The 24,789-nt window shown below is 72.3% G+C and carries 22 protein-coding genes and 1 other RNA gene; 19 read left to right on the forward strand and 4 right to left on the reverse strand.

The features are described 5' to 3' along the window. Nucleotides 1-139 precede the first annotated feature (139 nt). From D9599_RS01470 to D9599_RS01490, 5 genes are all read left to right on the forward strand, one after another. On the forward strand, nt 140-529 hold the full coding sequence (locus D9599_RS01470; RefSeq protein WP_198379417.1) for a RidA family protein: 390 nt from the start codon (nt 140-142) through the stop codon (nt 527-529). 22 nt (nt 530-551) lie between these two features. After that, the gene (locus tag D9599_RS01475) at nt 552-959 is read left to right on the forward strand and encodes a VOC family protein (RefSeq protein WP_198379418.1); all 408 of its coding nucleotides are present in this window, start codon (nt 552-554) and stop codon (nt 957-959) included. Continuing rightward, on the forward strand, nt 959-2,077 hold the full coding sequence (locus D9599_RS01480; protein ID WP_198379419.1) for an alanine racemase: 1,119 nt from the start codon (nt 959-961) through the stop codon (nt 2,075-2,077). Before D9599_RS01475 ends, D9599_RS01480 begins: the two co-directional genes overlap by 1 nt. A gap of 78 nt (nt 2,078-2,155) precedes the next feature. Further along, nucleotides 2,156-3,574, forward strand: a complete 1,419-nt coding sequence (locus D9599_RS01485) for a lyase family protein (RefSeq protein WP_198379420.1) — start codon at nt 2,156-2,158, stop codon at nt 3,572-3,574. A gap of 19 nt (nt 3,575-3,593) precedes the next feature. Further along, nucleotides 3,594-3,806 (forward strand): ribbon-helix-helix domain-containing protein, encoded by a 213-nt coding sequence (locus D9599_RS01490; protein WP_198379421.1) that lies wholly within the window; start codon nt 3,594-3,596, stop codon nt 3,804-3,806. Between the two features lie 126 nt (nt 3,807-3,932). On the opposite strand, the gene D9599_RS01495 is transcribed toward D9599_RS01490, so the two are convergent. The 3 genes from D9599_RS01495 to D9599_RS01505 form a co-directional block, all read right to left on the reverse strand. Further along, entirely contained in the window at nt 3,933-4,601 is a 669-nt protein-coding gene (locus D9599_RS01495; protein ID WP_198379422.1) for an NAD(P)-dependent oxidoreductase, read from the reverse strand. 69 nt (nt 4,602-4,670) lie between these two features. Then, entirely contained in the window at nt 4,671-5,144 is a 474-nt protein-coding gene (locus tag D9599_RS01500) for an AtaL-like protein (protein ID WP_198379423.1), read from the reverse strand. Nucleotides 5,145-5,185: 41 nt separating this feature from the next. Further along, nucleotides 5,186-6,055, reverse strand: coding sequence for an SDR family oxidoreductase (locus D9599_RS01505; protein ID WP_198379424.1), 870 nt, complete (start codon nt 6,053-6,055; stop codon nt 5,186-5,188). A 106-nt stretch (nt 6,056-6,161) separates the two neighbouring features. On the opposite strand from D9599_RS01505, the gene D9599_RS01510 reads away from it, so the two are divergent. Further along, on the forward strand, nt 6,162-7,055 hold the full coding sequence (locus D9599_RS01510) for a LysR family transcriptional regulator (protein WP_198379425.1): 894 nt from the start codon (nt 6,162-6,164) through the stop codon (nt 7,053-7,055). A 46-nt stretch (nt 7,056-7,101) separates the two neighbouring features. On the opposite strand, the gene D9599_RS01515 is transcribed toward D9599_RS01510, so the two are convergent. Then, a complete protein-coding gene (locus D9599_RS01515; RefSeq protein WP_198379426.1) occupies nt 7,102-9,969 on the reverse strand; it encodes an AsmA family protein in 2,868 nt (955 codons plus the stop codon). Nucleotides 9,970-10,226: 257 nt separating this feature from the next. Between D9599_RS01515 and D9599_RS01520 the strand changes: the two genes are divergently transcribed. The 13 genes from D9599_RS01520 (at nt 10,227) to murG (ending at nt 24,788) form a co-directional block, all read left to right on the forward strand. Continuing rightward, on the forward strand, nt 10,227-10,997 hold the full coding sequence (locus D9599_RS01520; RefSeq protein ID WP_198379583.1) for a TerB family tellurite resistance protein: 771 nt from the start codon (nt 10,227-10,229) through the stop codon (nt 10,995-10,997). A gap of 121 nt (nt 10,998-11,118) precedes the next feature. Further along, entirely contained in the window at nt 11,119-11,841 is a 723-nt protein-coding gene (locus D9599_RS01525; RefSeq protein WP_309228511.1) for an N-acetylmuramoyl-L-alanine amidase, read from the forward strand. Between the two features lie 156 nt (nt 11,842-11,997). Beyond that, an RNA gene (gene rnpB / locus D9599_RS01530) (RNase P RNA component class A) lies at nt 11,998-12,406 on the forward strand. Between the two features lie 284 nt (nt 12,407-12,690). Further along, nucleotides 12,691-13,158 (forward strand): division/cell wall cluster transcriptional repressor MraZ, encoded by a 468-nt coding sequence (mraZ, locus tag D9599_RS01535; protein WP_198379427.1) that lies wholly within the window; start codon nt 12,691-12,693, stop codon nt 13,156-13,158. Between the two features lie 59 nt (nt 13,159-13,217). After that, nucleotides 13,218-14,132 carry a 16S rRNA (cytosine(1402)-N(4))-methyltransferase RsmH gene (gene rsmH / locus D9599_RS01540; RefSeq protein WP_198379585.1) on the forward strand — a complete coding sequence of 305 codons (915 nt, stop codon included), beginning with the start codon at nt 13,218-13,220 and terminating at the stop codon, nt 14,130-14,132. Further along, nucleotides 14,129-15,163 (forward strand): hypothetical protein, encoded by a 1,035-nt coding sequence (locus D9599_RS01545; RefSeq protein ID WP_198379428.1) that lies wholly within the window; start codon nt 14,129-14,131, stop codon nt 15,161-15,163. Before rsmH ends, D9599_RS01545 begins: the two co-directional genes overlap by 4 nt. Next, nucleotides 15,160-17,229 (forward strand): penicillin-binding protein 2, encoded by a 2,070-nt coding sequence (locus D9599_RS01550; protein ID WP_198379429.1) that lies wholly within the window; start codon nt 15,160-15,162, stop codon nt 17,227-17,229. The genes D9599_RS01545 and D9599_RS01550 overlap by 4 nt, the downstream gene beginning before the upstream one ends. Beyond that, entirely contained in the window at nt 17,216-18,679 is a 1,464-nt protein-coding gene (locus D9599_RS01555; RefSeq protein ID WP_198379430.1) for a UDP-N-acetylmuramoyl-L-alanyl-D-glutamate--2,6-diaminopimelate ligase, read from the forward strand. The genes D9599_RS01550 and D9599_RS01555 overlap by 14 nt, the downstream gene beginning before the upstream one ends. Next, nucleotides 18,676-20,064 (forward strand): UDP-N-acetylmuramoyl-tripeptide--D-alanyl-D-alanine ligase, encoded by a 1,389-nt coding sequence (gene murF / locus D9599_RS01560; protein WP_198379431.1) that lies wholly within the window; start codon nt 18,676-18,678, stop codon nt 20,062-20,064. The genes D9599_RS01555 and murF overlap by 4 nt, the downstream gene beginning before the upstream one ends. Beyond that, complete coding sequence (gene mraY / locus D9599_RS01565) at nt 20,061-21,146, forward strand: phospho-N-acetylmuramoyl-pentapeptide-transferase (protein WP_198379432.1); 1,086 nt, start codon at nt 20,061-20,063, stop codon at nt 21,144-21,146. Before murF ends, mraY begins: the two co-directional genes overlap by 4 nt. A gap of 5 nt (nt 21,147-21,151) precedes the next feature. Next, the gene (murD, locus tag D9599_RS01570) at nt 21,152-22,492 is read left to right on the forward strand and encodes a UDP-N-acetylmuramoyl-L-alanine--D-glutamate ligase (RefSeq protein ID WP_198379586.1); all 1,341 of its coding nucleotides are present in this window, start codon (nt 21,152-21,154) and stop codon (nt 22,490-22,492) included. Continuing rightward, nucleotides 22,489-23,631 (forward strand): FtsW/RodA/SpoVE family cell cycle protein, encoded by a 1,143-nt coding sequence (locus D9599_RS01575; RefSeq protein WP_375373025.1) that lies wholly within the window; start codon nt 22,489-22,491, stop codon nt 23,629-23,631. Before murD ends, D9599_RS01575 begins: the two co-directional genes overlap by 4 nt. Continuing rightward, the gene (gene murG / locus D9599_RS01580) at nt 23,631-24,788 is read left to right on the forward strand and encodes an undecaprenyldiphospho-muramoylpentapeptide beta-N-acetylglucosaminyltransferase (protein WP_198379434.1); all 1,158 of its coding nucleotides are present in this window, start codon (nt 23,631-23,633) and stop codon (nt 24,786-24,788) included. Before D9599_RS01575 ends, murG begins: the two co-directional genes overlap by 1 nt. Nucleotide 24,789 lies beyond the last annotated feature (1 nt).

Raw genomic sequence — 24,789 nt, forward strand, 5'->3', positions numbered from 1 at the left:
GCAACATTCCGCTCGCCGGCATGGTGTGGGATCACCCTTTGCCGTGGGGGCACCATTGACCGGCCTGCCCCCTCCCTGCCACTAGCGGCACCGCGCCGGCCGTGCCGGGCGGCGCCAACCCCTGGCCCAGGTTCCGACCATGCGCCGCCTGATCTCCTCCGGATCCCGTTTCGAGCGCGAGATTGGCTACTCCCGGGCCGTGGTGGACGGGGATACCGTCTTCGTCTCCGGTACCACCGGCTACGACTACGCCACGATGACCATCGAGGACGACGTGGCGGCCCAGTGCGAGCAGGCGCTGCGGAACATCGCCCAGGCCCTGGCCGAGGCCGGCGCGACGCTCGACGACGTGGTGCGCCTGCTGTTCATCGTGCCCGACCGCGCGGACTGGGAGCCCTGCTGGCCCGTGCTGCGCCGCCACTTCGGCGAGAGCCGCCCCGCCTCCACGCTGATCCATGCGGGGTTGCAGACCGATGCCATGCGGATCGAAATCGAGGCGACCGCGCGACTTCGCCCCGCGACCCCCTGAAAACAGCCTGAGGACAAAACCGATGCGCTTCGCCGTGGACCGCCTGGACCACCTCGTGATCACCTGCAACGACGTGGAGACCAGCGCGAACTGGTACCAGCGCGTCCTGGGCATGGAGATGGAGAGCTTCGGGCCGCAGAACCGCACGGCGCTGCGCTTCGGCGGACAGAAGATCAACCTGCGGCCGCGCGAGGCGACGCAGGAGGACTGGTTCACCGGCAAGGGCTCCGCGCCCGGCGGCAACGACCTGTGCTTCATCGTGACCATGCCGGCCGAGGACGTGGTCTCGCATCTCACGGAGTGCGGGATCACCATCGAGCTGGGTCCGGTGGAGAAGGCAGGGGCGCTCGGCACCATCAACTCCGTCTATTGCCGCGACCCCGACGGGAACCTGATCGAGATCTCCTCCTACGGCGACGTCTCGCTCTGATGGACGCGGCGGACACCCCGCGGCTGCTGCTCGACCGGGCGCGGCTGGAGGCGAATGCGGCGCGGCTGCGGGCGCGGGCCGAGGCGCTGGGCGTGGCCTTCCGTCCGCACTTCAAGACCGCGAAGTCGGTGGAGGTGGCGCTCATCTCCCATGGCGGGGCGGCGGGCCCGGCGACGGTCTCCACGATGAAGGAGGCAGAGGCGCTGGCGGAAGCCGGGGCCTCCTCGGACATCCTCCTGGCCGCGACGGCCATCCCGGCGCGGCTGCCGCGGGCGGAGGCGCTGACCCGCGCCCACGGCACGCGCCTGCTGCTGGTGGTGGACAGTCCGGAGATGGCGGCGCTGCTGGACGCCGCCGCCGGGGCCGCGCATGAGGTGCTGGTCGAGGTGGATTGTGGGGAGCACCGGGCCGGGGTGCCGCCCGAGAAGGCCGTCGCGGTCGCGCGGGCCATCCACGGGTCGCGCCACCTGCGGCTGGCGGGGGTAATGACCCATGGCGGCCATTCCTACGGCTCGGCCGATCCCGCGCGGGTCGCCGAGATCGCGGAGGAGGAGCGTGCGGCCGCCGTGGCCGCGGCGGAGGCCATCCGAGCAGCGGAGATGCCTGCGCCGGTCGTCTCGGTCGGCTCCACGCCTACCCTGCTGCACGCGCGGCACCTCCAGGGTGTGACGGAGGTGCGGGCGGGCGTGTCGCTCTTCTGGGACCTCGCGCAGATGTCGCGGGGCATGTGCAACTGGGACGACCTGGCGCTCTCCGTCCTCTCGACCGTGATCGGGCACAACCGGGCGGCGGGGGCACTGATCCTCGATGCCGGGGCGCTCGCGCTGTCGAAGGATATCACCGCCAACGCCTTCGCGCCGGAAACAGCCTATGGGCGGGTGGCGGAGGCCGGGACCGGCGCGGCCCTGCCGCTGCATGTCACAATCGTCCACCAGGAGCACGGGACAGTGCCGGTGCCGGATCCCTCCTGGTTCGAGCGGCTGCCGGTAGGGAGCCGGGTACGGGTCTATCCCAACCACGCCTGCATCACCGCCGCCGGCGGCTACGGCGCCTATGACGTGGTGGACGCGGCTGGGCAGCCGTTGGAGCGCTGGGCGCGGGTGGACGGCTGGCACTGATCGCAGCCTGATCACGTGGGCGCGGGAAGTCCTGCGGGCGGGTTGGAGGCCGGGGGCGCCCGCCCCTATTTGCGGGGCATGTCAGACGCCCAAGCCACCCGCACCGAAACCGACTCCCTCGGCACGATCGAGATTGAGGCCGGCCGCCTATGGGGACCGCAGACGGAAAGGGCCCGGCGCCTTTTCCGCATCGGGTCGGAGCACTTCCCGCCCACCCTCATCCGCGCGGTGGGCCTGCAGAAGCAGGCGGCGGCCGAGGCCAACAAGGCTCTGGGCGAGCTGCCGGCCGAGATCGCGGACCCGGTGATCGCCGCCGCGAAGGAGGTGGCCGCGAACCAGCGGGACGCCGACTTCCCCCTGCCGGTCTGGCAGACGGGCTCCGGCACCCAGACGAACATGAACGCGAACGAGGTCATCTCGAACCGCGCCAACCAGATGCTGGGCCAGCCGCTCGGCAGCCGGAAGCCGGTGCATCCGAACGACCACGTGAACCGCGGCCAGTCCTCCAACGACAGCTTTCCGACCGTCATGCATGTCGCGGCCGCCGAGGCGGTGACGAAGCGGCTGATCCCCGGGCTGGAGGTGCTCCAGGCGGCGCTGGCGAAGCGCGCGGAGGAGTGGGACGGGATCGTGAAGCTCGGCCGCACCCATCTGATGGACGCGGTTCCGGTGACGCTCGGCCAGGAGTTCCGGGCTTGGGCGATGATGGTGGAGGCGGGCATCGCGCGGGTGAAGGCGGCGCTGCCGGACCTCCTGGCCCTGCCCCAGGGCGGCACGGCGGCGGGCACGGGGCTGAACACCCACCCGGATTTCGCGAAGACCTTCGCGGAGCGGATGGCGGCGCTGACTGGCCTGTCCTTTAGTGCCCACCCGAACCCCTTCGTCGGGATGGGGGCGCATGACGCCTTCGTCGCGCTCCAGGGGGCGATGAACAGTGTGGCGGCCTCGCTCAACAAGATCGCGAACGACGTGCGACTGCTCGGTTCCGGCCCGCGCGCGGGGTTCGCGGAGCTGGTGATCCCGGCGGATGGGCTCTCCTCCTCCATCATGCCGGGCAAGACGAACCCGACGCAGTCCGAGGCGATGACGATGGTGGCCGCCCAGGTGATGGGGAACACCACCACCGTGACCATCGCCGGCACGCAGGGCCATCTGGAGCTGAACGTCTTCAAGCCCGTCATCATTCAGGCCGTGCTGCAATCGGCCGTACTGCTCGGCGACGTGGCGGAGAGCTTCGCCCACAACATGGTGGAGAAGCTGGAACCCGCGCATGACCGCATCGCCGAGAACCTGGCGAAGTCCCTCATGCTGGTGACGGCACTGAACCCGAAGATCGGCTACGACAAGGCCGTGCAGATCGGGAAGAAGGCGCTGGCCGAGAACCTGACGCTGCGCGACGCTGCCAAGAAGCTCGGGCACGTGAAGCCCGAGGATTTCGACCGCTGGGTGCGGCCGGAGGAGATGACGCGGCCGGGGGCGAGCCTGGCCGGTGGCTAGGGCCCGTGGCTAGAGATTGATGGCGGGGCATCTCGTCAAACGCTCCTTCACCCTCGCGGGCCATCGCACCTCCGTCGCGCTGGAACCGGAGTTCTGGGCGGTGCTGGAAGCCGAGGCGGTGCGGCGAGGCGAGCCGCTGCTGCGGGTGGTGATGGCCGCGGACGCGGCTCGGGACGATCCCTCGCTGCCGCTGGCCTCGGCGCTGCGGGTGCTGGCGCTGGCCTGCCGTTAAGGGGGCTGAGGGGCCTGCATCTGTCGCGCTCTGCTCCCTGCCCACGGCGGCTGTTCGAAGCAGCCGCTGCAGGGCGGAGCGCGGGCTCCCACCTGGAGAACCGCGGATTGATCCGAGAGGCCGAGCTCACCACGCGATGAGCGGAGCCCGGTGCAGCCAGGTGTCGGCGCGCAGCTGGTCGAGAGCAAATCGCGCGACGTCCTCCCGCGACACCGATCCCCCACGAAAGCTGGAGAGATCCGCGAAGGCGCGAACCGCCCCGCGGCCGGGCTTGTCGGTCAGGATGGCCGGCCGGACGATGACCCAGTCGAGCCCGCTCTCCCGCAGGATGGCCTCCTGGCGGTTTTTGTCGGCGTACACATGGCGCAGCAGGAGCGGGAAGAGGAGGCGGTCGAAGAGGAAACCGCCATGCCCGGCGCTGTCCCCGGCACCTATCCCGGTGATGAGGACAAGCCGGGCCACCCCCTCAGCCTTCATCGCGCCCACGAGGGCGCGCGTCGCCGTCGAGAGGAGCGTCACCTCCCGGAAGGGGCTGGCCGGCGTGCCCAAGGCACTGACGACGGCGTCGCGCCCCGCGAGGGCTCCGCGCAGCACCGCCTCGTCGCGGGCATCCCCGACGACCAGCCTGGCCCCCTCCAGGCCGCGCGCCCTCTCGGGTGAGCGCACGAGGGCGACGACGTCGGCTCCTCGCTCGATGGCCTGGCGGACGATCAGGCGGCCAGTACCGCCGGTTGCCCCGAGGACCAGGATCCTCGACGGGGCGGACTGGAATTCATGTCGTGCTGTATCGTTCATCGATGCCTCCTTGGAACGCGGGAGCTTCCCCCGGGGGAAGGATCCCGTCGTCCGGGTTTCCCGCCGCGGTCAGATCCGGCCCTCGGCCACCAGCTCGCGGGTGCGCTTCAACGTGGACAGCAGGGCGGCCCGGTAGCCCCGATCGCTATCGAACTGCGCCTGCTCGGCTCCCTCCTCCGGGCCGTTCGGCTCCCTGCCACGCAGGCCGAGGAGGCAGTAGAAGCGGAGCTGGAGCGCGCCGGCCTCGTCCTCGAACAACTCGTTGACGATGGCACCCTCGCGCGGGCCCGTTGCCTGGAAGAACGTGACCTTGCTGCCCGGCTCGAAGGCGATGATCTCGCGCAGGTTCTCGCCCGCGATCGTGGCCTCGCGCACGATGTGCGTCGCGCTCCTCTCCACGACTTCGCATCGGGTGCAGAGGCCGGGCGGAAGGAACAGGCGGGCGTCGCGGGCCTTGAGGACCAGCCCTTCCCATGCCTGCGCACGGGTCAGCGCAGTCTTGCCGTCCGGGTTCACCGGAACGGTGGCAGTCGAATAAATCATGGTGATGTTTCCCTCCTCGGGTGCGGGTTGCCGCGCGGCCGCTAGGCGGAGGCCGCGACGGCGGCGGCGAAGTCGCGGTAGGAGCGCAAGGGACGGCCGAGGAGCGCGGTCAGGCGCTCGATATCGCCGGTCTCCGGCAGCATTCCATCGGTGAGGAAGCGCTCCGCCATCAGGCGCATGTCGAAGGCCATCCAGCCCGGCATGACGTTCCGGAGGTTCCGCTCGAAGGCAGCGGTGTCATCGCCGCCATAGGCGACCGGCCGCGCCAGCACCTCCGACCAGATGGCGGCGATGCGCGTGCCGGTCAGCGTCTCCGGGCCGATGAGATTGATCCGGTTGATCGGGAGCGGCGTGGCGGAGCGCTCACGGCGGATCAGTTCGAGCGCGGCGATCTCGCCGATGTCGCGGGCGTCGATCATCGCAAGCCCCTTGCTGCCGATCGGCATGGGGTAGACGCCGTGCCCGAGCACGACGTCCTTGATCATGAGGTCGTTGCCCATGAAGTAGGCGGGCCGCAGGATGGTGGCGCTGAAGCCCATCCGCTCGATCATCCGCTCCACGGCGAACTTGCCCGCGAAATGCGGCACGTTCACGTAGAGGTCGCTGTGGATGACGGAGAGATAGACGATCCGCTCGATGCCCGCCTCACGGGCGAGATTGAGCGCGATCAGCGCCTGCGAGAGTTCGTCCGGCACGACGGCGTTGAGGAGGAAGAGGGTCGAAACGCCCGTGAGGGCGCCGCGCAGGGAATCGACGTCGAGCAGGTCGCCCTGCGCGAGGGCAACACCGGCCGGGAGGTTCGCCTTCCCGGGGTCGCGGACGAGCGCTCGCACGTCGGCGCCGCGGCCGACGAGTTGTTCGACGACTTGGCGGCCGACGGTGCCGGTCGCGCCGGTAACGAGGATGGTCATGAGGATCACTCCTGAAGGGGATGCCATGTGGCTTCCCCAAAATCAGTGATCCACCCGCGAACCGATAGCCGCTAAATCTGAACACCGCGTCTCTCTGGTGGAACACATGGACCTGCTCGCCCTTGCCGACTTCAACCTCGTCGCCCGACACGAGGGCTTCGGACGCGCGGCACGGGCTGCCGGGCGCCCGAAAGCAACGCTGTCCCGCCGGGTCGCGGAGTTGGAAGGCAGCCTCGACCTGCGGCTTTTCGAGCGCGGCGGGCGCAACCTGAAGCTGACGCAGGAGGGGCGGGCGCTCTACGAGCGCACGGGGGCCTTGCTCACCGAACTCGACGAGGCGGCCGCGGCCATCGCTTCCGGCGTGGACAGGCCGCGGGGCCGCTTGCGGGTCAGCGCGCCGCTGCTCTTCTCACAGACCGCGATGGGAAAGCTGGCGGCGGGTTTCGCCCTTAAGCATCCGGAGGTGCGCCTTGAGGTCACGACCGAGGACCGGACCGTCGATATGGTGGAGGAGGGGTACGACCTCGTTATCCGCGTGAACCCGGATCCGGACGAAAGCCTCGTCGGGCGGGTTTTCCTGCGTGACCGGCTGGTCGTCGTGGCGAGCCCGGCGCTAGCCCGGCCGCAGGACGGTTCGACTGTCCCGGCCGTGGTGCGCGGGGCGGGCGACGAGATCGCGGCCTGGGGCGTGACGACGCCAGAGGGCCCATCCAGCATCGCGATCCGTGCCGTCCTGGGCCTGTCGTCGCTCGTCATGGTGCGGGATGCGGTCAGGGCGGGTGTCGGTGCCGGGCGCCTTCCGGTTTCTCTCGTGACCCACGATCTCGCCGCCGGGAGACTGGTCCATTGGGGCGAGGCGGACGTGCCCGAGATCTCCCTATGGACGCTCTACCCGTCCAAGCGGCTGCTGAGCGCGCGCGTCTCCGCCTTCCTCGACCATCTGAAGGAGGCATTCCCGAAGGGAACCCCGGAGGAGCTGGCGGCCTGCATCGGGGCTTGAGAGAAGCGGCTTGCCTCCTGCCCTCCCGCCAGGTCGGTAACCGATTCTAGCGCTGCGCCCGCCAGATCTGCCAGGGCGTGAGGTCGGGAAGGCGGCGCGGGTCGGCGATGGGGCCGGTCAGGCGGATGCCGACGGGCGGCACGGGGCCCTCGGGCGCCTCGGTGGCCAGGAGGTCGATGGCGGCGCGGGGCAGGTCGAGGTCGCCGCGGAGGGTCAGGGCCACGCCCTCGCCCGTGGCGGTACCCTCCGCGAGGCTCGCGCGGCCGGCGGAGAGGGTGGTGCGGAGAGTGAGCCTGTCGAAGCCCGTCGCCCCTGAGGAGAGGGCGGTGCGGAGCGCGGGTTCGTCGCCGGTCGCGGCCGCGCGGCCGGCGGCGGCGGCGTCGAGCCCGGTTAGTACTCCGCGGCGGACGGCGAGCGAGGCATTGCCGGAGAGGGTGGCGACCAGGGCGGCAAGGCTGCTGCCGGTCGCCTCCAGACGGGCCTCCGCATCTGCGTCGCCGGTCAGGACGTCGATCGGCAGGCCCAGCACTGGCCCGTTGATGCTTGCTCCGCGGAGGGTGGCGGAAAGCGTCGCGCGCGGCACCTCCCGGGAGGCGTCGAGGCTGGCGCTACCGCGCAGCGTGCCGGTTCCCAGCGCGGCTTCCGCCTCCTCCAGGGAGAGGACGCCGCCGGCCAGGCGGAGGCGCCCGCGCAGGTCGGCGAGCGCCGGGAGCCCCGCCGGATCGAGTTGCGCGATCGAAATCCCCAGTTCGCCCTCTGCCCCGCGCAGGGCTAGGAAAGGCAGTGGCGCCCGGCTGGACCAGGCGACGGCCGGGAGAAGGATGGTTTCGGCCGCGACCCGCCCGGTTAGCCTCGGCAGCGGGCCGTCGAGCGCGAGGGAGAGGGCGCCGCTGGCGCGCAGGGCACCGGCGACGAGGTCGAAGCGCTCCGCCGCGGCCCCCTGCGGCCCCACGCCGAGGCTTGCGACGAGGGAGAGCGAGCCCTGGCCGATCCACTCGCCGAGATGGATGCCGAGGGCGTCGGCGAGGAAGCGCGGGGCGCCGGGATGGCGCAGGGTAAGGCTGCCGCCGCCCTTCCTGCCCGGAAGATCGAGGGTGCCGGCAGCCTCCAGCCTCGCCTCGCCGAGATCCGCGCCGAGTTGCAGCGCGAGCGCCTCGGGTGTGCCGTTGAGGGTTCCCCGCAGCGTCAGCGGCTGGTCGGTCAGCGCCGCGCCGAGGGCCCAGCGCGGCGGCAGCAGGGAGGCGAGGGCGCGGGTATTGGGGGCAGCCAGCTCGACCGTCGCGTCGGAGAGGCGGGGGGCGGTGCCCAGGAGCGCATTGCCGGAAACGGCGAGATCCCCGCCCGCGAGACGCCCCGCGAGGCGGCGGAGCGTCAGGCGGCCGTTCTCCAGCGCGGCATCGAGTGAGGCGCGCTCCAGCGTCACGTTCCCCGCGCGGGCGCGCTCGGCGGCCAGGCGCAGGTTGGCGTCGATGCCACCGAGCAACCGGCTGGCGGTGGGCCAGTCGAGGCCGGGGCGGAGCCAACCCTCCAGGTCCAGCGTGTCGAGGTTCAGGCCGAGACCGAGGGCGGGCCGTGGACCGTGGCGCAGCACGCCGGCGCCGGAGACGCGGGCGCCGTCGATCGTCGCGGTCAGCTCGGGCACCGCGACGGAGCCGGGCTCCACCACAAGCCGGGCGCGGCCCTCCCCGCTGCGGAGGCGGGCTGGGGCGATCCAGTCCGTGCCGAGGCCAAGCGCGGCGCCGAGGGCGTCTATGGTCGCACGCAGGTCGGTGCCGGAGAAGCGCAGCGCCGCCTCCAGCCGCTCCCCGGCCGTGGCGCCGTTCAGCTCGGCCATGGTGCCGCCGGGCAGGAGGGCGGAAACGTCGCTGAGGGTGATGCGGCCCGGGGCGCCCTCCCCCGCCGCCGCCTCGCGGAAGGCGGCGGCGCGCAGGCGGCGGAGGGGCACGCCCCGGAAAGTGGCTGCCTCGGCCGAGAGGTCGAGCCCCAGCGGCAGCGTGCTCGGCCGCTGGCGGAGCGCGCCGAGCCAGGCATCGAGGTCGAGCCGGCTGGCCTGCAGCGCCGCGTCCAGCCGCGCCTCGGGCAGAAGGCGGAGCGCGATCGCGCCGCGCGCCGGGCTGCCGCCGATGTCCATGGTGAGGTCATCGGCGGCGACGAGTTCGGGCGAGACGGTCAGGCGCCCGCGGGCGCGGAAGGGGCCGGGCGGGCCTGGGACAAGCAGGGAGAGGTCCGACCCCGCGGTCTCGACGCTTCCCTCCACCGTGCCGTCGGGGGTGAGCACGCCGCGGGCGGAGAGCGAGGCGTCGCCCATGGAGAGGGTCAGGTCGATGGGGGTGATGCCGTCGAAGCCCGGGCGGCCGAGCCCGGCTTCGAAGCGCCATTCCAGGCCGCCCCAGGCGAAGCGCCCCTCCGCGCGCAGCCCGCGCGCGGCGTCGCCGGCGGTTAGGCGGGCCTGGATGGCATCCAGGCGGAGGTTGCCGAGGACGAGGCGGCTGTCCACCAGCTCGGCCGAAAGGGCGGAGAGGCCGGTCGGCAGTCCGGCGGCGTCCGCGGGCGGCCAAGGGAGACGCAGCTCCGCGCCGACGAGGGCGACCTCCCGCGGCGCGATGCGGCCGAGCAGGAGCGCGGCACCATCCAGGCGCAGGCGGAGCGCGCTGGCGGAGAAGGCGAGGGTGTCGCCCGCGGGATCCTCGGAAGGGCCTAGGCTGACGCCCTCCGCCTCGACCACCGGGCGGGGCAGAAGGCGGAGCCGCACCGGGCCGTGCAAGGTGACGGGCCGGCCGAGCCGGGCGGAAGCAAGCTCCGCCAGCTGGTCCCGCCGCGCGGTCCAATCCGTGAAGAGCGGTGCCGCCCAGAGGGCGCCGAGGAGGGCAGCCGGGAGGAGGATGCCGAGGGCGAGAAGAAGCCGCGGGCGCATGTCAGCCCCGGCGCCGTCCGCGCGGGCCGGTTGGGAAGGCGGCGGCGCGCAGCCCTCGCCCGCTGGTCCCGTTTGGTGGCAATGACCCTCCGCATGGCGTGGAACCCCGCGATTCCCAGCCCTGGAACATGCTCGACACGGCGCCGGGCGGCAAGGAACCCGCGCGCCCCTGCCGCGCTTCCGGAATGACGGATTTACGGGCATAGGCTGGAATGTCCCGGTGGACGAACTCCGCCTGGGCCGGGCATGGGATTTCGATGGGCTTCTGGGGCAAGATCATCGGCGGCGCGGTGGGCTTCGCGATGGGCGGACCGGCGGGCGCGATCCTGGGCAGCGCGCTTGGCCACGCGGCGGACGAAGGCACGGTCGGCCGCGGCATTCCCGGCCTGGACGGCGCGCGGATCGCGGCCATGCTGGGCTCGCGCGAGAGCCTTTTCGCCATCTCCGTCGTCGTGCTCTCGGCGAAGCTCGCGAAATGCGACGGGCCGGTGAAGCGCTCTGAGATCGACGCCTTCAAGCGCGCCTTCCACATTCCGCCCGAGAACATGCGGGAGGTGGCACAGCTCTTCGACCGGGCGCGCGACCAGGCCGAGGGGGCTGAACCCTATGCCGAGCGGCTGGGCGCCGCCTTCGCCGAGGAACGGGGCGTGCTGGAGGACGTGCTGGCCGCCCTGTTCCGGATCGCGGAGGCCGACGGGCCGGCGAACCGGGCGGAGCTTGCCTTCCTCGGCATGCTGCACGCGCGCATGGGGCTGGACGCCGCCGCCTGGGACCGCGCGCGGCTCGGCCGCCCGAGTCCCGGTGCACGACTGGAGACGGAGGGGCCCGACCCCTATGCCGTGCTCGGCTTGCCCCGGAATGCGACGGACCAGCAGCTTCGCGACACATGGAAGGCGCTGATGCGGGAGAACCATCCGGACAGCATGACCGCGCGCGGCCTGCCGGCGGAGGTCGTGCGGCGGGCCGCCGGGAAGGTGGCCGAGATCAACGCGGCCTGGGACCGCATCAAGCGGGAGCGCAAGCTTTGAACCGCCGCCCTGCGCTCGCGGTGGGAGCGCACGGCCGAAGGGGCGTGGCGTGACCGCCCGGCGCGGGCCCCTTCCCGGCGCGCCCGGCGCGCGGGCCCGTGGCGGCGCCGTGCTGCCGCTGGTGCCGAGCGAGGGCCAGCCCGCGATCCGTGACCTCCCCAGCCCCAACCAGGACGATCGCCCGCCCGGCGTGCCGATCGACACGCTCATCCTTCACTACACGGACATGGAGAGTGGCGCCGCGGCGATTGCCCGGCTGCGCGACCCTGCGGCGAAGGTCTCCTCGCACTACGTGGTGGAGGAGGACGGGCAGGTCTTCCGCCTCGTGCCCGAGGAGCGGCGGGCCTTCCACGCGGGGGTTTCGCACTGGCGGGGGCACGAGCTGCTGAACGGGCGGAGCATCGGGATCGAGGTGGTGAACCCTGGCCATTCCTGCGGCTATCGCCACTTCCCCGCGCTGCAGATGGCGGCGGTGGCCGATCTCTGCCTCGAGATCCTCGCGCGGCACCCGATCCCCGCGCGCAACGTGGTCGCGCACAGCGACGTGGCGCCAGACCGCAAGCGCGACCCGGGCGAGCTGTTCGACTGGCAGGGCCTGGCCTCGCTCGGCATTGGGCTCTGGCCGGAGGGGGTGGAGGGCGGCGACATCTCGGAGGTGCCCGGCGGCATGGAGCGGGCGGTCGGGCTGCTGCGGCGGATCGGCTATCCCGTCGATCCCGCGCGGCCAGAGCCGGCGCTGGTGGCCTTCCAGCGGCACTGGCGGCAGGAGGAGTGCGGCGGGCGCCCTGATGCCGGGACCCTCGCGCGGCTGGAGGCCGTGGCCGCCCTGGCCGAGGGCGTCTGAAAGGCGGTCCTCGCGACCGAGCAGGGCCTGACCGGGAAGAGGAACCCGAAGGTCTGCCCGGATGTATCCAGTTCCGCATAGGGCGCGACAGCCTCGTGGCCGGCGCGTGCGGGCGATCTATTGACCCTCTCCCCCTCGAGTCGCATACCCGGCACGCCAGACGGCCGGGCGACCGCTGCCAGTTCTCGGGGGGTGACCTTCGGGAGCGGTGGAGGAAAGTCCGGGCTCCACGGAAAGACGGTGCCGGCTAACGGCCGGCGGGGGCGACCCCAGGGATAGTGCCACAGAGAAGAGACCGCCTGCGTTGCCGAAAGGCCCGCAGGTAAGGGTGAAACGGTGGGGTAAGAGCCCACCGCGCCCCTGGCGACAGGGGCGGCACGGTAAACCCCACCGGGAGCAAGGCCGAATAGGGATGGCCGGCGAGTGCCTCGTGCGCGTCGCCAGGGGCTTTTCCGCCCCGCCATCCGGGTTGGCCGCGAGAAGTCCCTGGCGACAGGGACTCCAGAGGAATGGTCGCCCGGTCCGCAAGGACCGACAGAACCCGGCTTACAGGCCGTCTGGCATTCTCCTGGCTCAGCCACACAAGAACACCGTATAACCTATTGAATTGGTCGGCCTTGCCAAGCGTTGCTTCATGGCAACACTCGGTCACGCCAGCGTAATCGCGCTTGTTGGCCCACGTCCGCCCATGTTATCCCAACTCATCCCGCAAGGGCCCGGACCTGAGGGGGGCGAGGGGCTAGCGGGTGGTCGGGTGAGCCGGTGGGGTCGGGGGGCCTCGCCGGCCACTTGATGGAGGGGAACCACTAGATCGCCCGGTGCGACCGCGAGGGGGCGGACGTCCAGCGGATGACCCACTTCATGGGCACCTTCACGGGCAAGCTGGATCGCAAGGGGCGGGTTTCCGTCCCGGCCTCCTTCCGCGCCGCGTTGGAGCGCATGGGTTCCCCGGACCTGGTTCTTCGCCTCTCCCACACCGATCCCTGCATCGAGGCCTGGCCGCTGACGACCTTCGAGACCATGGCCGGCGGGTTGGACCGGCTGGAGGTCTTCTCGGAAGAGCATGACGACCTCGCGCTCAGCCTTTTCGCCGACGCCTATCCGATGCGCCCGGACGGCGACGGGCGCGTGATGCTGGCCGACGAGGTGGTCGCCCATGCCGGCCTCAAGGAGGCTATTTCCTTCGTCGGCCGTGGCCCCTCCTTCCAAATCTGGGAGCCCGGCGCCGCCGCCAAGCGCGTGGCCGAGGCCCGCCAGCGCGCCCGCGAACGCGGCCTGACCGTTCCCGCAGTCCCGAACCCCGCGGGGCGTGCGTGAGCGGCGCCCCCTCCCCTCTGGTTGCGCCCGACCCCACGGGCGGCGGCCACGTGCCGGTGATGCTGGCCGAGGTGCTGGAGACGCTCGCCCCTTGCGACGGCGCCACCCTTCTCGACGGCACCTTCGGCGGTGGCGGCTACGCGAACGCGATTCTCTCCACGGCTGACTGCACCCTCTACGCCGTGGACCGCGACCCCGCCGCGATCGCGCGCGGCGCCGTGCTGGCGGCGCGCTTCCCGGGCCGGCTGCACCTGGTGGAGGGCCGATTCGGCGACATGCTCTCCCTCATGGCCGCGCGGGGCGTCGAGACGCTGAATGGCGTGGTGCTCGATCTCGGCGTGTCCTCCTACCAGATCGACGAGCCGGAGCGCGGCTTCTCGCTGCGCGCGGACGGGCCGCTCGACATGCGGATGGAGGGCAAGGGTCCGACGGCGGCGGAGCTGGTGAACACCCTGCCCGAGCGTGAGTTGGCCGATCTGCTCTGGGAACTCGGCGAGGAGCGCTACTCCCGGCGCATCGCGCGCAAGATCGTGGCGGCCCGGGGCGACGCGCCCTTCGAGACGACGATGCAGCTTGCCAGCGCTATCCATCAGGTGATGCCGCGCGATCCTTCCGGCATGGACAGCGCCACGCGCTCCTTCCAGGCGCTGCGGCTGCGCGTGAACGATGAGCTGGGCGAAGTGGAGCGCGGGCTGGAAGCCGCCACGCGGCTGCTCGCGCCCGGCGGAAGGCTCGTGGTGGTGTCTTTCCACTCGCTGGAGGATCGCATCGTGAAGCGCTTCATGCGAGACGCGGCGGGACGGAGCCCGGGCGCCTCGCGATTCGATCCGTCAACCCTCGTAACCTCCGGAAAGAGGGCGGAATTTCGCCTTCTGACGGGCACTGCTCTGCGGCCTTCCGTGGCAGAGTCACAGACGAATCCACGCGCGCGGTCGGCCCGGCTGCGCGCTATCGAGAGGCGTGCCGCCGCATGATCCGCCCGCTCACCTTCCTCTCGCTCATGGCTGCCGCGGGGGCGGGGCTGCACCTCTACGGGGTGAAGCACGAGGTCTCCCAGCTTGAGCGCACGCTGCGCGAGACGGTAAAGCAGACCGAGTTGGCGCGGGAGCGCACGGCCGTGCTGCGCGCCGAATGGGCGCTGCTGAACGAGCCGGAGCGGCTGCGGGCTGCCGCCGTCCGTAACCTGCCGCTGGGCGTGATGGAGACAGCGCAGTTCGTGCGGCCCGCCGACCTGGAGCGGCGCCTGCCGCCTGCCATCGCCTTCGCGGGCGCGCCCAGCCTCTTCGCGAACGGACCGGCCGTGGCGCGGGCGGACGAGACGCCCGAGGCGGCCTCGGCGGTCGCCTCTGCGCCGGCCGCGGTCAATGTGGCGCCGGTCGCGGCGGCGCTGGCGGCGGCGGCGAACGCCGCGGCCCGCGTGGCGCAGGCCGCCGTGACGCCGGCCGCGCAGGCAGCCCCTGTTGGGTCGCGGAGCGTGCAGGTCGCTACCGCCCGCGCGGCGCAGGAGAGGTCGCCGGAGCGCACGGCCACGGTCGAGCGCGCCGCCATCGCCGTGGTGCGCCCGGCACCCTCCCCCGAGCGGGGCACGGCGGTGGAGCGCGTGGGGCTGCCTGCCCCGCTTCCGCCGCGCCAGCCGTCGGTTGCGGCGCCACGTCTGCCTGAGCCGGTCCGCGCGCCGGATCTGCGCGCCTCCGAGCCGCGGGCACCTGAGGCCCGCCCCGCCGAGGCGAAGGCGCCCCGCGCGCTCGCGACGCCCGCGCGCCAGCCCGACATCCGCCTCACCGAGCGCGAAGTGGACCGGGGGATGAACCTTTCCGCGCCGCCGCAGCCGGCCGCGCTGCTGCGCACCGCCCTGCACATGCGCCCGCCCGGCCAGGCTGGGAGCGATTCGGCGCGCTCGCCCGAGGCGGCCTCCGCGCTCGGCGCCGCCTATGGTGCCGCGCGCCTCTCGCCGCCCGTGCCGGTGGCGAGCGCGAGCGCCGCGACGCTGGATCGCCGGCGGTGAGCACCCCCGCGCCCGATCCCAATGCCGCCCTCGGCTACAGCCTGCGCGAGCCCGTGCGGGCGACGCGCGTGGGCGATCCCCGGCTGGCCGCGCGCACCGGCCAGCCCGACCTCGCCCGGCGCGCCGTGCTGGAGCGGAGCCGCGGGCGGCTGGTGCTGGCGGCAGCCGGATTCGGGCTGCTTTTCGGCGCCGTCGCGCTGAAGCTCTCAATCGCGACCGTGATCGACCCGCGCGAGCCGCGGCGGATGGCGGCGCGCGAGATGGCGAGCGTGCCCCTGCCCGATCCCGTGACCGGCCGCGCCTCGATCACCGACCGCAACGGGGAGATCCTCGCGGTCTCGCTGCCGGTGACGGCGCTCTACGCGAATCCGCGGCAAATCGACAATCCGGCGGAGGTGGCGGCGCGGCTCTCCCGCGTGCTGCCGCAGCTCGACCGCGGCCGGCTGGTGGAGCGGCTCTCGGGGCAGCGGCAGTTCTCCTACCTCGCGCGCGCGCTGACGCCGCGGGAAAAGCAGGCGGTCAACGACCTCGGCATCGCCGGGCTGCACTTCGAAGAGGGCGAGCGGCGCTACTACCCGCAGGGCCGCGCCGCCGTGCACGTGCTCGGCAACGTGGACGTGGACGGCTCGGGCCTCTCGGGCATGGAGCGCTACCACGACGAACGGCTGCGCCACCGCCCGCACGACCCGCTGCGGACCTCGATCGACATTCGCGTGCAGCTCGCGCTGCGAGATGCCGTGGCGAAGGCGATCGACGACTATACGGGCATCGGCGGCGCGGGCGTGGTGCTCGACATCAACACCGGCGAGGTGATCGCCATGGTGTCCCTGCCCGACTACGACGCGGGGGATATCGGGGCGGCGACGCCGGAGCAGCGCTTCAACCGCGTGACGGTCGGCACCTACGAGCCGGGCTCGACCTTCAAGCTGCTGACGGCCGCCGCCGCGCTGGAATACGGCACGGCCAACGTCAACACGAGCAGCTTCAACGCCTCCTCCCCGATCCGCTATGGCCGGTTCACCATCAGCGACTACAAGGGCAAGGGGCGCTGGCTTAGCTTCCCCGAGGTGCTGGCCTACTCCTCCAACCTTGGCGCCGCGCACATGGCGCAGGGCTTCGGCCCCACCCGGCAGCGCGAGTTCATGCAGCGCATGGGCATGCTGTCCCGCCAGGGGATCGAGATCACGGAGACCGCGCTGCCGCTGGTGCCGCCGGCGAGTGGCTGGCGCGAGATCAACATGATGACGATCTCCTTCGGTCACGGCATCTCCGTCACGCCGCTGCACGTCGCGACTGGCATCTCGGCAGTGGCCAACGGCGGCATCCTTCGCCAGCCGACGCTGCTCGCGCAGCCGCCCGGCACCGTGCGCGAGGGCACGCGCGTGATCAGCGAGCGCACCTCGGAGACGATGCGCCGGCTGATGCGGCTGGTCGTGACCGACGGCTCGGGCAAGGGCGCCGACGTCGCCGGCTATTTTGTCGGCGGCAAGACGGGCACGGCGCAGAAGACCGGGCCGCGCGGCGGCTATCTGCCGAACAAGCGCATCGCCGCCTTCGTCGGTGCCTTCCCGATGAACGCGCCGCGCTACGCCATCTACGTGATGGTGGACGAACCGAACCCGAACGCGCGCAGCCATGGCTACGCGACGGCGGGCTGGGTGGCGGCGCCGGCCGCGGGCGCCGTGATCTCGCGGATCGCGCCGGTTCTCGGGCTGGTGCCGGAGAACCCGACCGAGCCCTCTATCGTGCAGGCAATCAGCATCGGCCTGCAGCCGGGCCGCGCGCCGGCCCGCCCGCCGAGTGCGACCGCCGCCCCCGCCGCGCGCCCCGGCGCCCCAGCCGCGACGGCCCGCCCGGCGCCGACCCCGGCCGTTTCGCCGCGCCCCGCGACGCCGCAGCCAACCCCGACCACGCCGGCGCTGGCGCCGCCCGTGCCGATGCGCGTGACGGAGCTGCTGCAGGAACAGACGGTGAGCCGCATCCGCTTCACCATGGCGGCGCAGGCGGCGACGCTGGATGCGGCAGCCAGCGGGGCCACCGGGCCGGCGGACGATGAGGCTCGATGAACTGATGTCTCCGCTCGATCCCATCGCCGCACGGTATGAGGGACGGCCGGAGATCACGGGGCTGACGGCCGATAGCCGGCAGGTAATGCCGGGCTCGCTTTTCGCGGCGCTGCCGGGCGCGCGGACGGACGGGCGGGAGCACATCGCGGACGCGGTGCGGCGCGGGGCCATCGCGGTCCTCGCGCCCGAGGGGACGGAGTGGCCGCCGGGCGTGCCGCCGCGGGCGCTGATGACGGCACCGGACCCGCGCCGGGCGTTGGCGCAGATGGCCGCGCGCTTCCACGGCGCGCAGCCCGGCACCGTGGTGGCCGTGACCGGCACGAACGGGAAGACGAGCACGGCGGATTTCCTGCGCCAGATCTGGTCGGATGGCGGCGCGCGCGCGGCATCGATGGGCACGCTCGGGCTGGTGGCGGAGGGGTTCCCGCAAGGGCCCTCGCTGACCACGCCCGACCCGGTCTCGCTCCACGCCACGCTGGCGGCCATCGCGCGGGCCGGGGTGACGCACGCGGCGATGGAGGCCTCATCCCACGGGCTGGAGCAGCGGCGGTTGGACGGGGTGGTGCTGGCGGGTGCCGGCTTCTCCAATCTCACGCGGGACCACCTCGACTACCACGGGACCATCGAAGGTTATCGCGCCGCCAAGCTCCGCCTGTTCGACACGCTGCTGGAGGCCGGGCGCCCCGCGGTGGTGAACGCGGACATGGACGCGGCAACGCTGACCGCCCTTCAGTCCATCGCCGCCGCGCGCCGGCTGCGGCTGCTGACGGTGGGCGCGGCGGGGGAGGATGCTCGGCTGCTGCGCCACGCGCCGCTTCCGGAGGGGCAGGAGATCGAACTCTCCCTCTTCGGCCGGCGGGAGGTAGTGCGGCTGCCGCTCGTCGGGCGCTACCAGGCGGACAATGTACTCGTCGCGGCGGCGCTGGCGGTGGCCACCGGCACGCCCGCGGACCGGGTGCTCGCCGCCCTGCCCCGGCTTTCCGGCGTGCGCGGGCGGATGGAGTTGGCGGCGCGGCTGCCGAACGGGGCGGCTGTCTATGTCGATTACGCGCATACGCCGGACGCGCTGGAGCGGCTGCTGGCGGCGCTGCGGCCGCACGCGGCGCGGCTGCACGTGGTGTTCGGTGCCGGTGGAGATCGCGATCCCGGCAAGCGGCCCCTGATGGGCGCGGCCTGCGCGGCGCTCGCGGACCGGGTTGTGGTGACGGACGACAATCCCCGCAGCGAGGACCCGGCCGCCATCCGCGCCGCCGTGCTCGCGGCCTGCCCGGGCGGCGTCGAGATCGGTGGGCGAGAGGCGGCGATCGCCGAGGCGATGGCCGCGCTGGGGCCGGGCGACGTGCTGGCCGTCGCCGGCAAGGGGCATGAGAGCGGGCAGACGATCGGCGGCGTGACGCATCCCTTCGATGACGTGGCGGTGGTGCGGCGCCTGGCGGGGCTGCCCGCGTGAGCACGCCCCTTTGGGATTCCGCCTCCCTGCAGGCGGCGACGGGGGGCGAGGTGCCGGAGGGCGTCACCGTCTCCGGCGTCTCGATCGACAGCCGGGCTGTGGGCGCGGGGGAGCTGTTCATCGCGCTCCGCGACGCGCGTGACGGGCACGAATTCGTTGCAGATGCGCTCCGTCGCGGCGCGGGCTGCGCGATGGTGGACCATGAGGTCGAGGGCGCGCCGCTGCTGCGCGTGGCGGATACGCTGGCGGGGCTGACCGCGCTGGGTGCGGCGGGGCGCGCGCGCTCCTCCGCCGGGATCGTGGCCGTGACGGGGAGCGTCGGCAAGACGAGCACGAAGGAAATGCTGGCCGCGGGGCTTTCGGCGGCGGGGCGCGTGCACGCGGCGGCGGCGAGCTACAACAACCACTGGGGCGTGCCGCTGACGCTGGCGCGGATGCCGGTGAGGGTCGATTTCGGCGTGGTCGAGATCGGGATGAACACGCGGGGCGAGATCGCGCCACTGGCCCGGCTCGCTAAGCCGCACGTCGCTGTGGTCACGGTGATCGCCCCGGCCCATCTTGGCCGCCTCGGCTCGCTCGAGGCGATCGCCGAGGAGAAGGCGGATATCCTGGAGGGGCTGGAGCCCGGCGGTGTGGCCGTGCTGCCCGCGGAGGGCACGCAGGCCGAGCTTCTGCAGCGGCGCGCGGCCGCGGCGGGGGTGCGGGCCGTGCTTTTCGGCGAGGGCGAGCGAGCCGAGGCACGACTTGTCGGCTGGGCTGGTGAGGCGGACCGGCAACGCTTCCGCGTCGCGCTCGGAGGTGACGAAATCGAGGTTGCGCTGGCCGTGCCGGGCCGGCACATGGCGCTCAACGCGGTCGCGGCCATGGCCGCGGCGCGGGCGCTGGGGGTCGAATCCCGGCGCTTCGCGGAAGGGCTGACGGGCTTCGCCGCTCTGGCCGGGCGGGGGGCAAGGGTTTCCATCCCCCTTTCCGGCGGGGCGGCCCTGCTGCTCGACGAATCCTACAATGCCAATACGACCTCCATGCGTGCGGCCCTTGCCGTCCTGGCGGCTCAGGAAGGGAAGCGGCGGATTGCCGTGATGGGCGACATGCTGGAACTGGGGGATGAGGGCGTCGCGATGCACGCGGCGCTGGCAGGAGAGGCGGCGGCGAGCGCCGACCTCGTCTTCACCTGCGGGCCGCAGATGGCGGCGCTGCACGCGGCGCTGCCTGCCGGGCAGCGCGGGGCGCACGCGGCGGACAGCGCGGCGCTGGCGCCGATCGTGGCCGAGGCACTGCGGGCCGGCGATGCGGTGCTGGTGAAGGGATCGCTCGGCAGCCGGATGGCGGCGGTGGTGCGGGCGATCAAGGCGCAGGGCGTCGAGGGACGGGGAGAGGCGGCATGATTCCCGCGCTTCTCGCCACGCCCGGCGACTTCATCATCTTCAACCTCTTCCGCTATCTCACCTTCCGGGCGGGCGCGGCCTGCCTGACGGCGCTGGTCGTCTCGCTGGTGTTCGGGCCGATGGTCATTCGCGGGCTGCGTGGCTTCCAGCGTGGCGGCCAGCCGATCCGCGCCGATGGGCCGGAGCGGCACCTCATCGAGAAGAAGGGCACGCCCACCATGGGTGGCGTGCTGATCCTCATGGCGCTGACCGTCTCCACCCTCCTCTGGGCGGATCTGCGCAACGGCATGGTCTGGGCCGTGCTGGTGCTGACGCTCGGCTTCGGGCTGCTGGGCTTCGCCGACGACTGGCTGAAGGTGACGAAGCGGAACACGAAAGGCGTCTCCGCACGGGGCAAGCTGGTAGTGCAGTTCGGCCTGGCGCTGATCGTGGCGCTGGTCATCCTCTATCTCGTGCCGCCGGAGCTGAACCAGAGCCTCACGGTCCCGGTTTTCAAAGAGCTGCTGATCCCCTTCAGCATCTTCTTCCCGCTGGTGGGCATGCTGGTGATGGTCGGCGCCTCCAACGCCGTGAACCTGACGGATGGGCTGGACGGGCTGGCCATTGTCCCGGTGATGATCGCGGCGGGCGTCTTCGCGCTGATTGCTTATCTCGTCGGCAACCGCGTCTTTTCCGAGTACCTGCAGCTCCATTTCGTGCCGGGCACGGGCGAGCTGGCGGTATTCTGCTCGGCGCTGATCGGTGCGGGGCTGGGCTTCCTCTGGTTCAACGCGCCGCCGGCGGCGGTGTTCATGGGGGATACGGGCAGCCTCGCGCTCGGCGGCGCGCTGGGCGCCGTGGCCGTGGCCACGAAGCACGAGGTGGTGCTGGCCATCGTCGGTGGTCTCTTCGTGGTGGAGACGCTCTCGGTCGTCATCCAGGTCTTCTGGTTCAAGCGCACGGGGCGGCGGGTCTTCCTGATGGCGCCGCTGCACCATCACTACGAGAAGAAGGGCTGGTCGGAGCCGACCATCGTGATCCGCTTCTGGATCATCTCGATGATCCTGGCGCTGATCGGCCTTTCCACCCTGAAGATCCGGTGAGCGGGATGCAGCCCTTCGCCGGCCTCCGGATCGCGGTCCTCGGCCTGGGCCGGGCGGGGATGCCGGCGGCGCGCCGGCTGCGCGATTGGGGTGCCGAGGTCACGGCCTGGGACGACGGCGAGGCGGCGCGGGCTGCGGCGGCGACAGCGGGGATCGCGATCGGCCAGCCCGACGGCTTCGATATCCTGCTCATCTCGCCGGGGATCCCGCATCGCAGGCCCAGGGCGCATCCGCTGGCGCAGCGGGCCGAGGCCGTTGGCGCGGCGGTGCTCTGTGACGTGGAGTTCCTGTTTCGCGCCGTGCGGGCGGCGGGCAGCCGGGCGCGCTTCGTGGGAATCACCGGCACGAACGGGAAGTCCACGACAACGGCGCTGCTGGACCACATTGCCCGTGCGGCGGGGATGGTGGTGGCGACGGGCGGCAATCTCGGCCCGCCGGCGCTCGACATGCCGGTGCTGGGGGACGAGGGCGTCTATATCCTCGAGATGTCCTCCTATTCGGCGGAGCGGCTGGACGAGACGCGGTTCGATCTCGGCGCGCTGCTGAACCTCTCGCCGGACCATCTCGACCGGCATGGGGACATGGCGGGCTATGCGGCGGCGAAAGCGCGGGTGCTGGCAGGCAACGCCGTCTCGGTGCTCGGGATGGACGATCCGCTGACGCCGGCCGTGCCACACGGCGCGCGGGTGGTGCCGATCTCCGGTAGCGCGCCGCAGAAGGGCGGCGTCTGGGCGCAGAGCACGCTGCTGCGGGACGATGCCGGGGTGATCGCCGACCTCTCCGAGGCCCCTTCCCTGCCCGGCATCCACAACGCGCAGAATGCGGCGGCGGCGGCGGCGCTCGCCTTCGCCCTCGGCATTGATCGCGCGACGGTCGCGAATGCGCTGCTGACCTATCCCGGCCTGCCGCACCGGCAGGAGAGGGTCGGCTCGGTCGGCGGCGTCGCCTTCCTCAACGACAGCAAGGCGACAAACGCGGACAGCGCGGCTTATGCGCTGGCCTGCCACGAGCGGCTGGTCTGGATCGCAGGCGGGGTGCCGAAAGCGGGTGGGATCGAGCCGCTCGCCCCATATTTCCCCCGCATCGCGGAGGCGCTGCTGATCGGGCAGGCGGCGGAGGAGTTCGCCGCGACGCTTTCCGCGCACGGCGTGCCGCACCGCATCCTCGGCACGCTGGAGGCCGCGGTGCCGGCCGCGCTCGAGGCCGCGCGCCGCACCGGCTCGCCCGCCGTGCTGCTCTCGCCGGCCTGCGCCTCCTTCGACCAGTTCCGCAGCTTCGAGGCGCGGGGCGATGCCTTCCGCGCCCTCGTCGCCGCCCTTTCCAACCGTGAAGCGGAGGCCGCCTGATGGCCCTGTCGCGCGCCGATACCTCCACTCTGGGCCGCTGGTGGTGGAGCGTTGATCGCTGGACCCTCGCCGCGCTGCTGACGCTGGTCGGCTTCGGCTACCTCATGGTGCTGGCCGCCGCGCCGGCGGTGGCGGAGCGCATCGGTGCCTCCTCCCGCAACCTGTTCTTCGCCAAGCAGGTGATGTTCCTGGCGATGGCGACGACGGTGATGGCCGCCGTCTCGCTGCTGAGCCCGAAAGGGGTGAAGCGGCTTGCGCTGCTCGGCTTCGCGGGCGCACTGGTGCTGACCGTTGCGACGCTGCTGATCGGCGCCGAGGTGAAGGGGGCCCGCCGCTGGCTGAACGTGCCGATGTTCGGTTCGCTTCAGCCCTCCGAGTTCCTCAAGCCCTGCTTCGCGGTGGTTGCGGCCTGGCTGATTGCCGAGGCGAAGATGGCCGGGCGCAAGGCCTGGGTGCCATGGGCGCTGGTGGTCGCACTCTTCGGCTTCGTCGCGTTGCTGCTACAGCGGCAGCCGGACATCGGGATGCTGCTCGTCATCACCGCGGTCTTCCTCGCGCAGGTCTTCGTGGCGGGGATCAACATGGCGGTGGTCACGGTGCTCGGCGGGTTCGGCGTGGCGGCCCTATTCGGCGCCTACTTCCTGTTCCCGCACTTTCACGACCGCATGAACCGCTTCCTCTACCCGGAGCACGGCAACAACTACCAGGTGGACGTGGCGCTGGAGGCTTTTGGCGCCGGCGGGATGATGGGCGTGGGCCCTGGCGAGGGCCGGATGAAGACCGTGCTGCCCGACGCCCATGCGGACTTCGTCTTCGCCGTGGTGGGGGAGGAGTTCGGGCTGATCATCTGCCTCCTCATCCTCGCGCTCTTTGCCTTCGTGGTGGTGCGCGGGCTGATGCGGCTGCTGGCGGAGACGGACCTCTACGTGATCCTCGCGGCGTCCGGGCTGCTGACGCAGTTCGGGCTGCAGGCCTTCATCAACATGGCCTCCTCCCTCCACCTGATCCCGACGAAGGGGATGACGCTGCCCTTCGTCTCTTACGGCGGGTCCTCGGTGATCGCCATCGCGCTCGGCATGGGCTTCCTGCTGGCGCTCAGCCGGAAGCGGATGAGCCGGTCCGAGGAAGGCGCCACCTGATGCGCGGCCCGGGGGCGCGGCCGGTCGTCATCGCCGCCGGCGGCACCGGCGGGCACTTCTTTCCAGCCGAGGCGCTCGCCGCCGCGCTGATCGCGCGGGGCGAGCGCGTCGCGTTGATGACCGACGCCCGCTCCTCCGCATTGAACAGCGCGGTTTTCACCAATGCGGAGCGCTTCACCCTGCCGGGCGCGGGCCTTGCGGGGCGCGGCGTGCTGGGGGCGGCGCGCGGGGCGCTGGCGCTGGCGCGTGGGGCGATGGAGGCACGGCGGCTGCTCCTGGACCTCAACCCCTCCGTTGTCGTCGGCTTTGGCGGCTATCCCTCCGTGCCGCCGGTGGTCGCGGCCCGCTTCCTACCGGCCTCGCGCCGGCCGGCAGTGGTACTGCACGAGCAGAACGCGGTGCTGGGCCGGGCGAACCGGAGCCTGGCGCGCGGAGCGGACCTGCTGGCGCTGTGCTTTGAGGGAACGCGGCGCGTGCCCCCGGGCGTGCGGGCGGAGGTGCTGGGCAATCCGGTGCGCCCGGCCATCGCGGCGCTGCACGGGCAGGGCTATCCGGGGCCGGTCGGGACCATGCGGCTTCTGGTGCTCGGCGGCTCGCTCGGGGCGCGGGTCTTCTCCGACGTGGTGCCCGCTGCTGTCGCTTCCCTGCCGGACGAGATGCGGGCGCGGGTGGAGGTGGTGCAGCAGTGCCGGGCGGAGGACCTGGAGCGCGTGCGGGCCGCCTATGCCGCGGCGGGCGTGAAGGCGGAGCTGGCGCCCTTCTTCGAGGACGTGGCGCGGCGCCTCTCGGTCGCGCATCTGGTAATCGCGCGGGCCGGCGCCTCCACCGTCGCGGAGCTCGCCTGCGCGGGGCGGCCGAGCATTCTTGTTCCGCTTCCGCACGCGATCGACGACCACCAGACCGAGAACGCCCGTTCCCTTTCGGAGCACGGTGCGGCCGAACTGATGCGCCAGGACAGCTTCACGGGCGAATCCCTTGCCGTGTCGCTGAAAAATTGTCTTCTGCTGCCGGAAACCCTGGACGACACCGCCCGTGCTGCGGCACTTCTCGGCAGGGCCGATGCCGCCGAGAAATTGGCAGATCGGGTCCTCTCACTGGCCGACGTCGCATCGCCGCTTCGCGGTGGGTCCGGATCGCCCCTCGGGAAAGCAGCCTGAC

It is taken from the genome of Roseomonas sp. KE2513 (genome assembly GCF_016107305.1).
Lineage (GTDB): Bacteria > Pseudomonadota > Alphaproteobacteria > Acetobacterales > Acetobacteraceae > Roseomonas.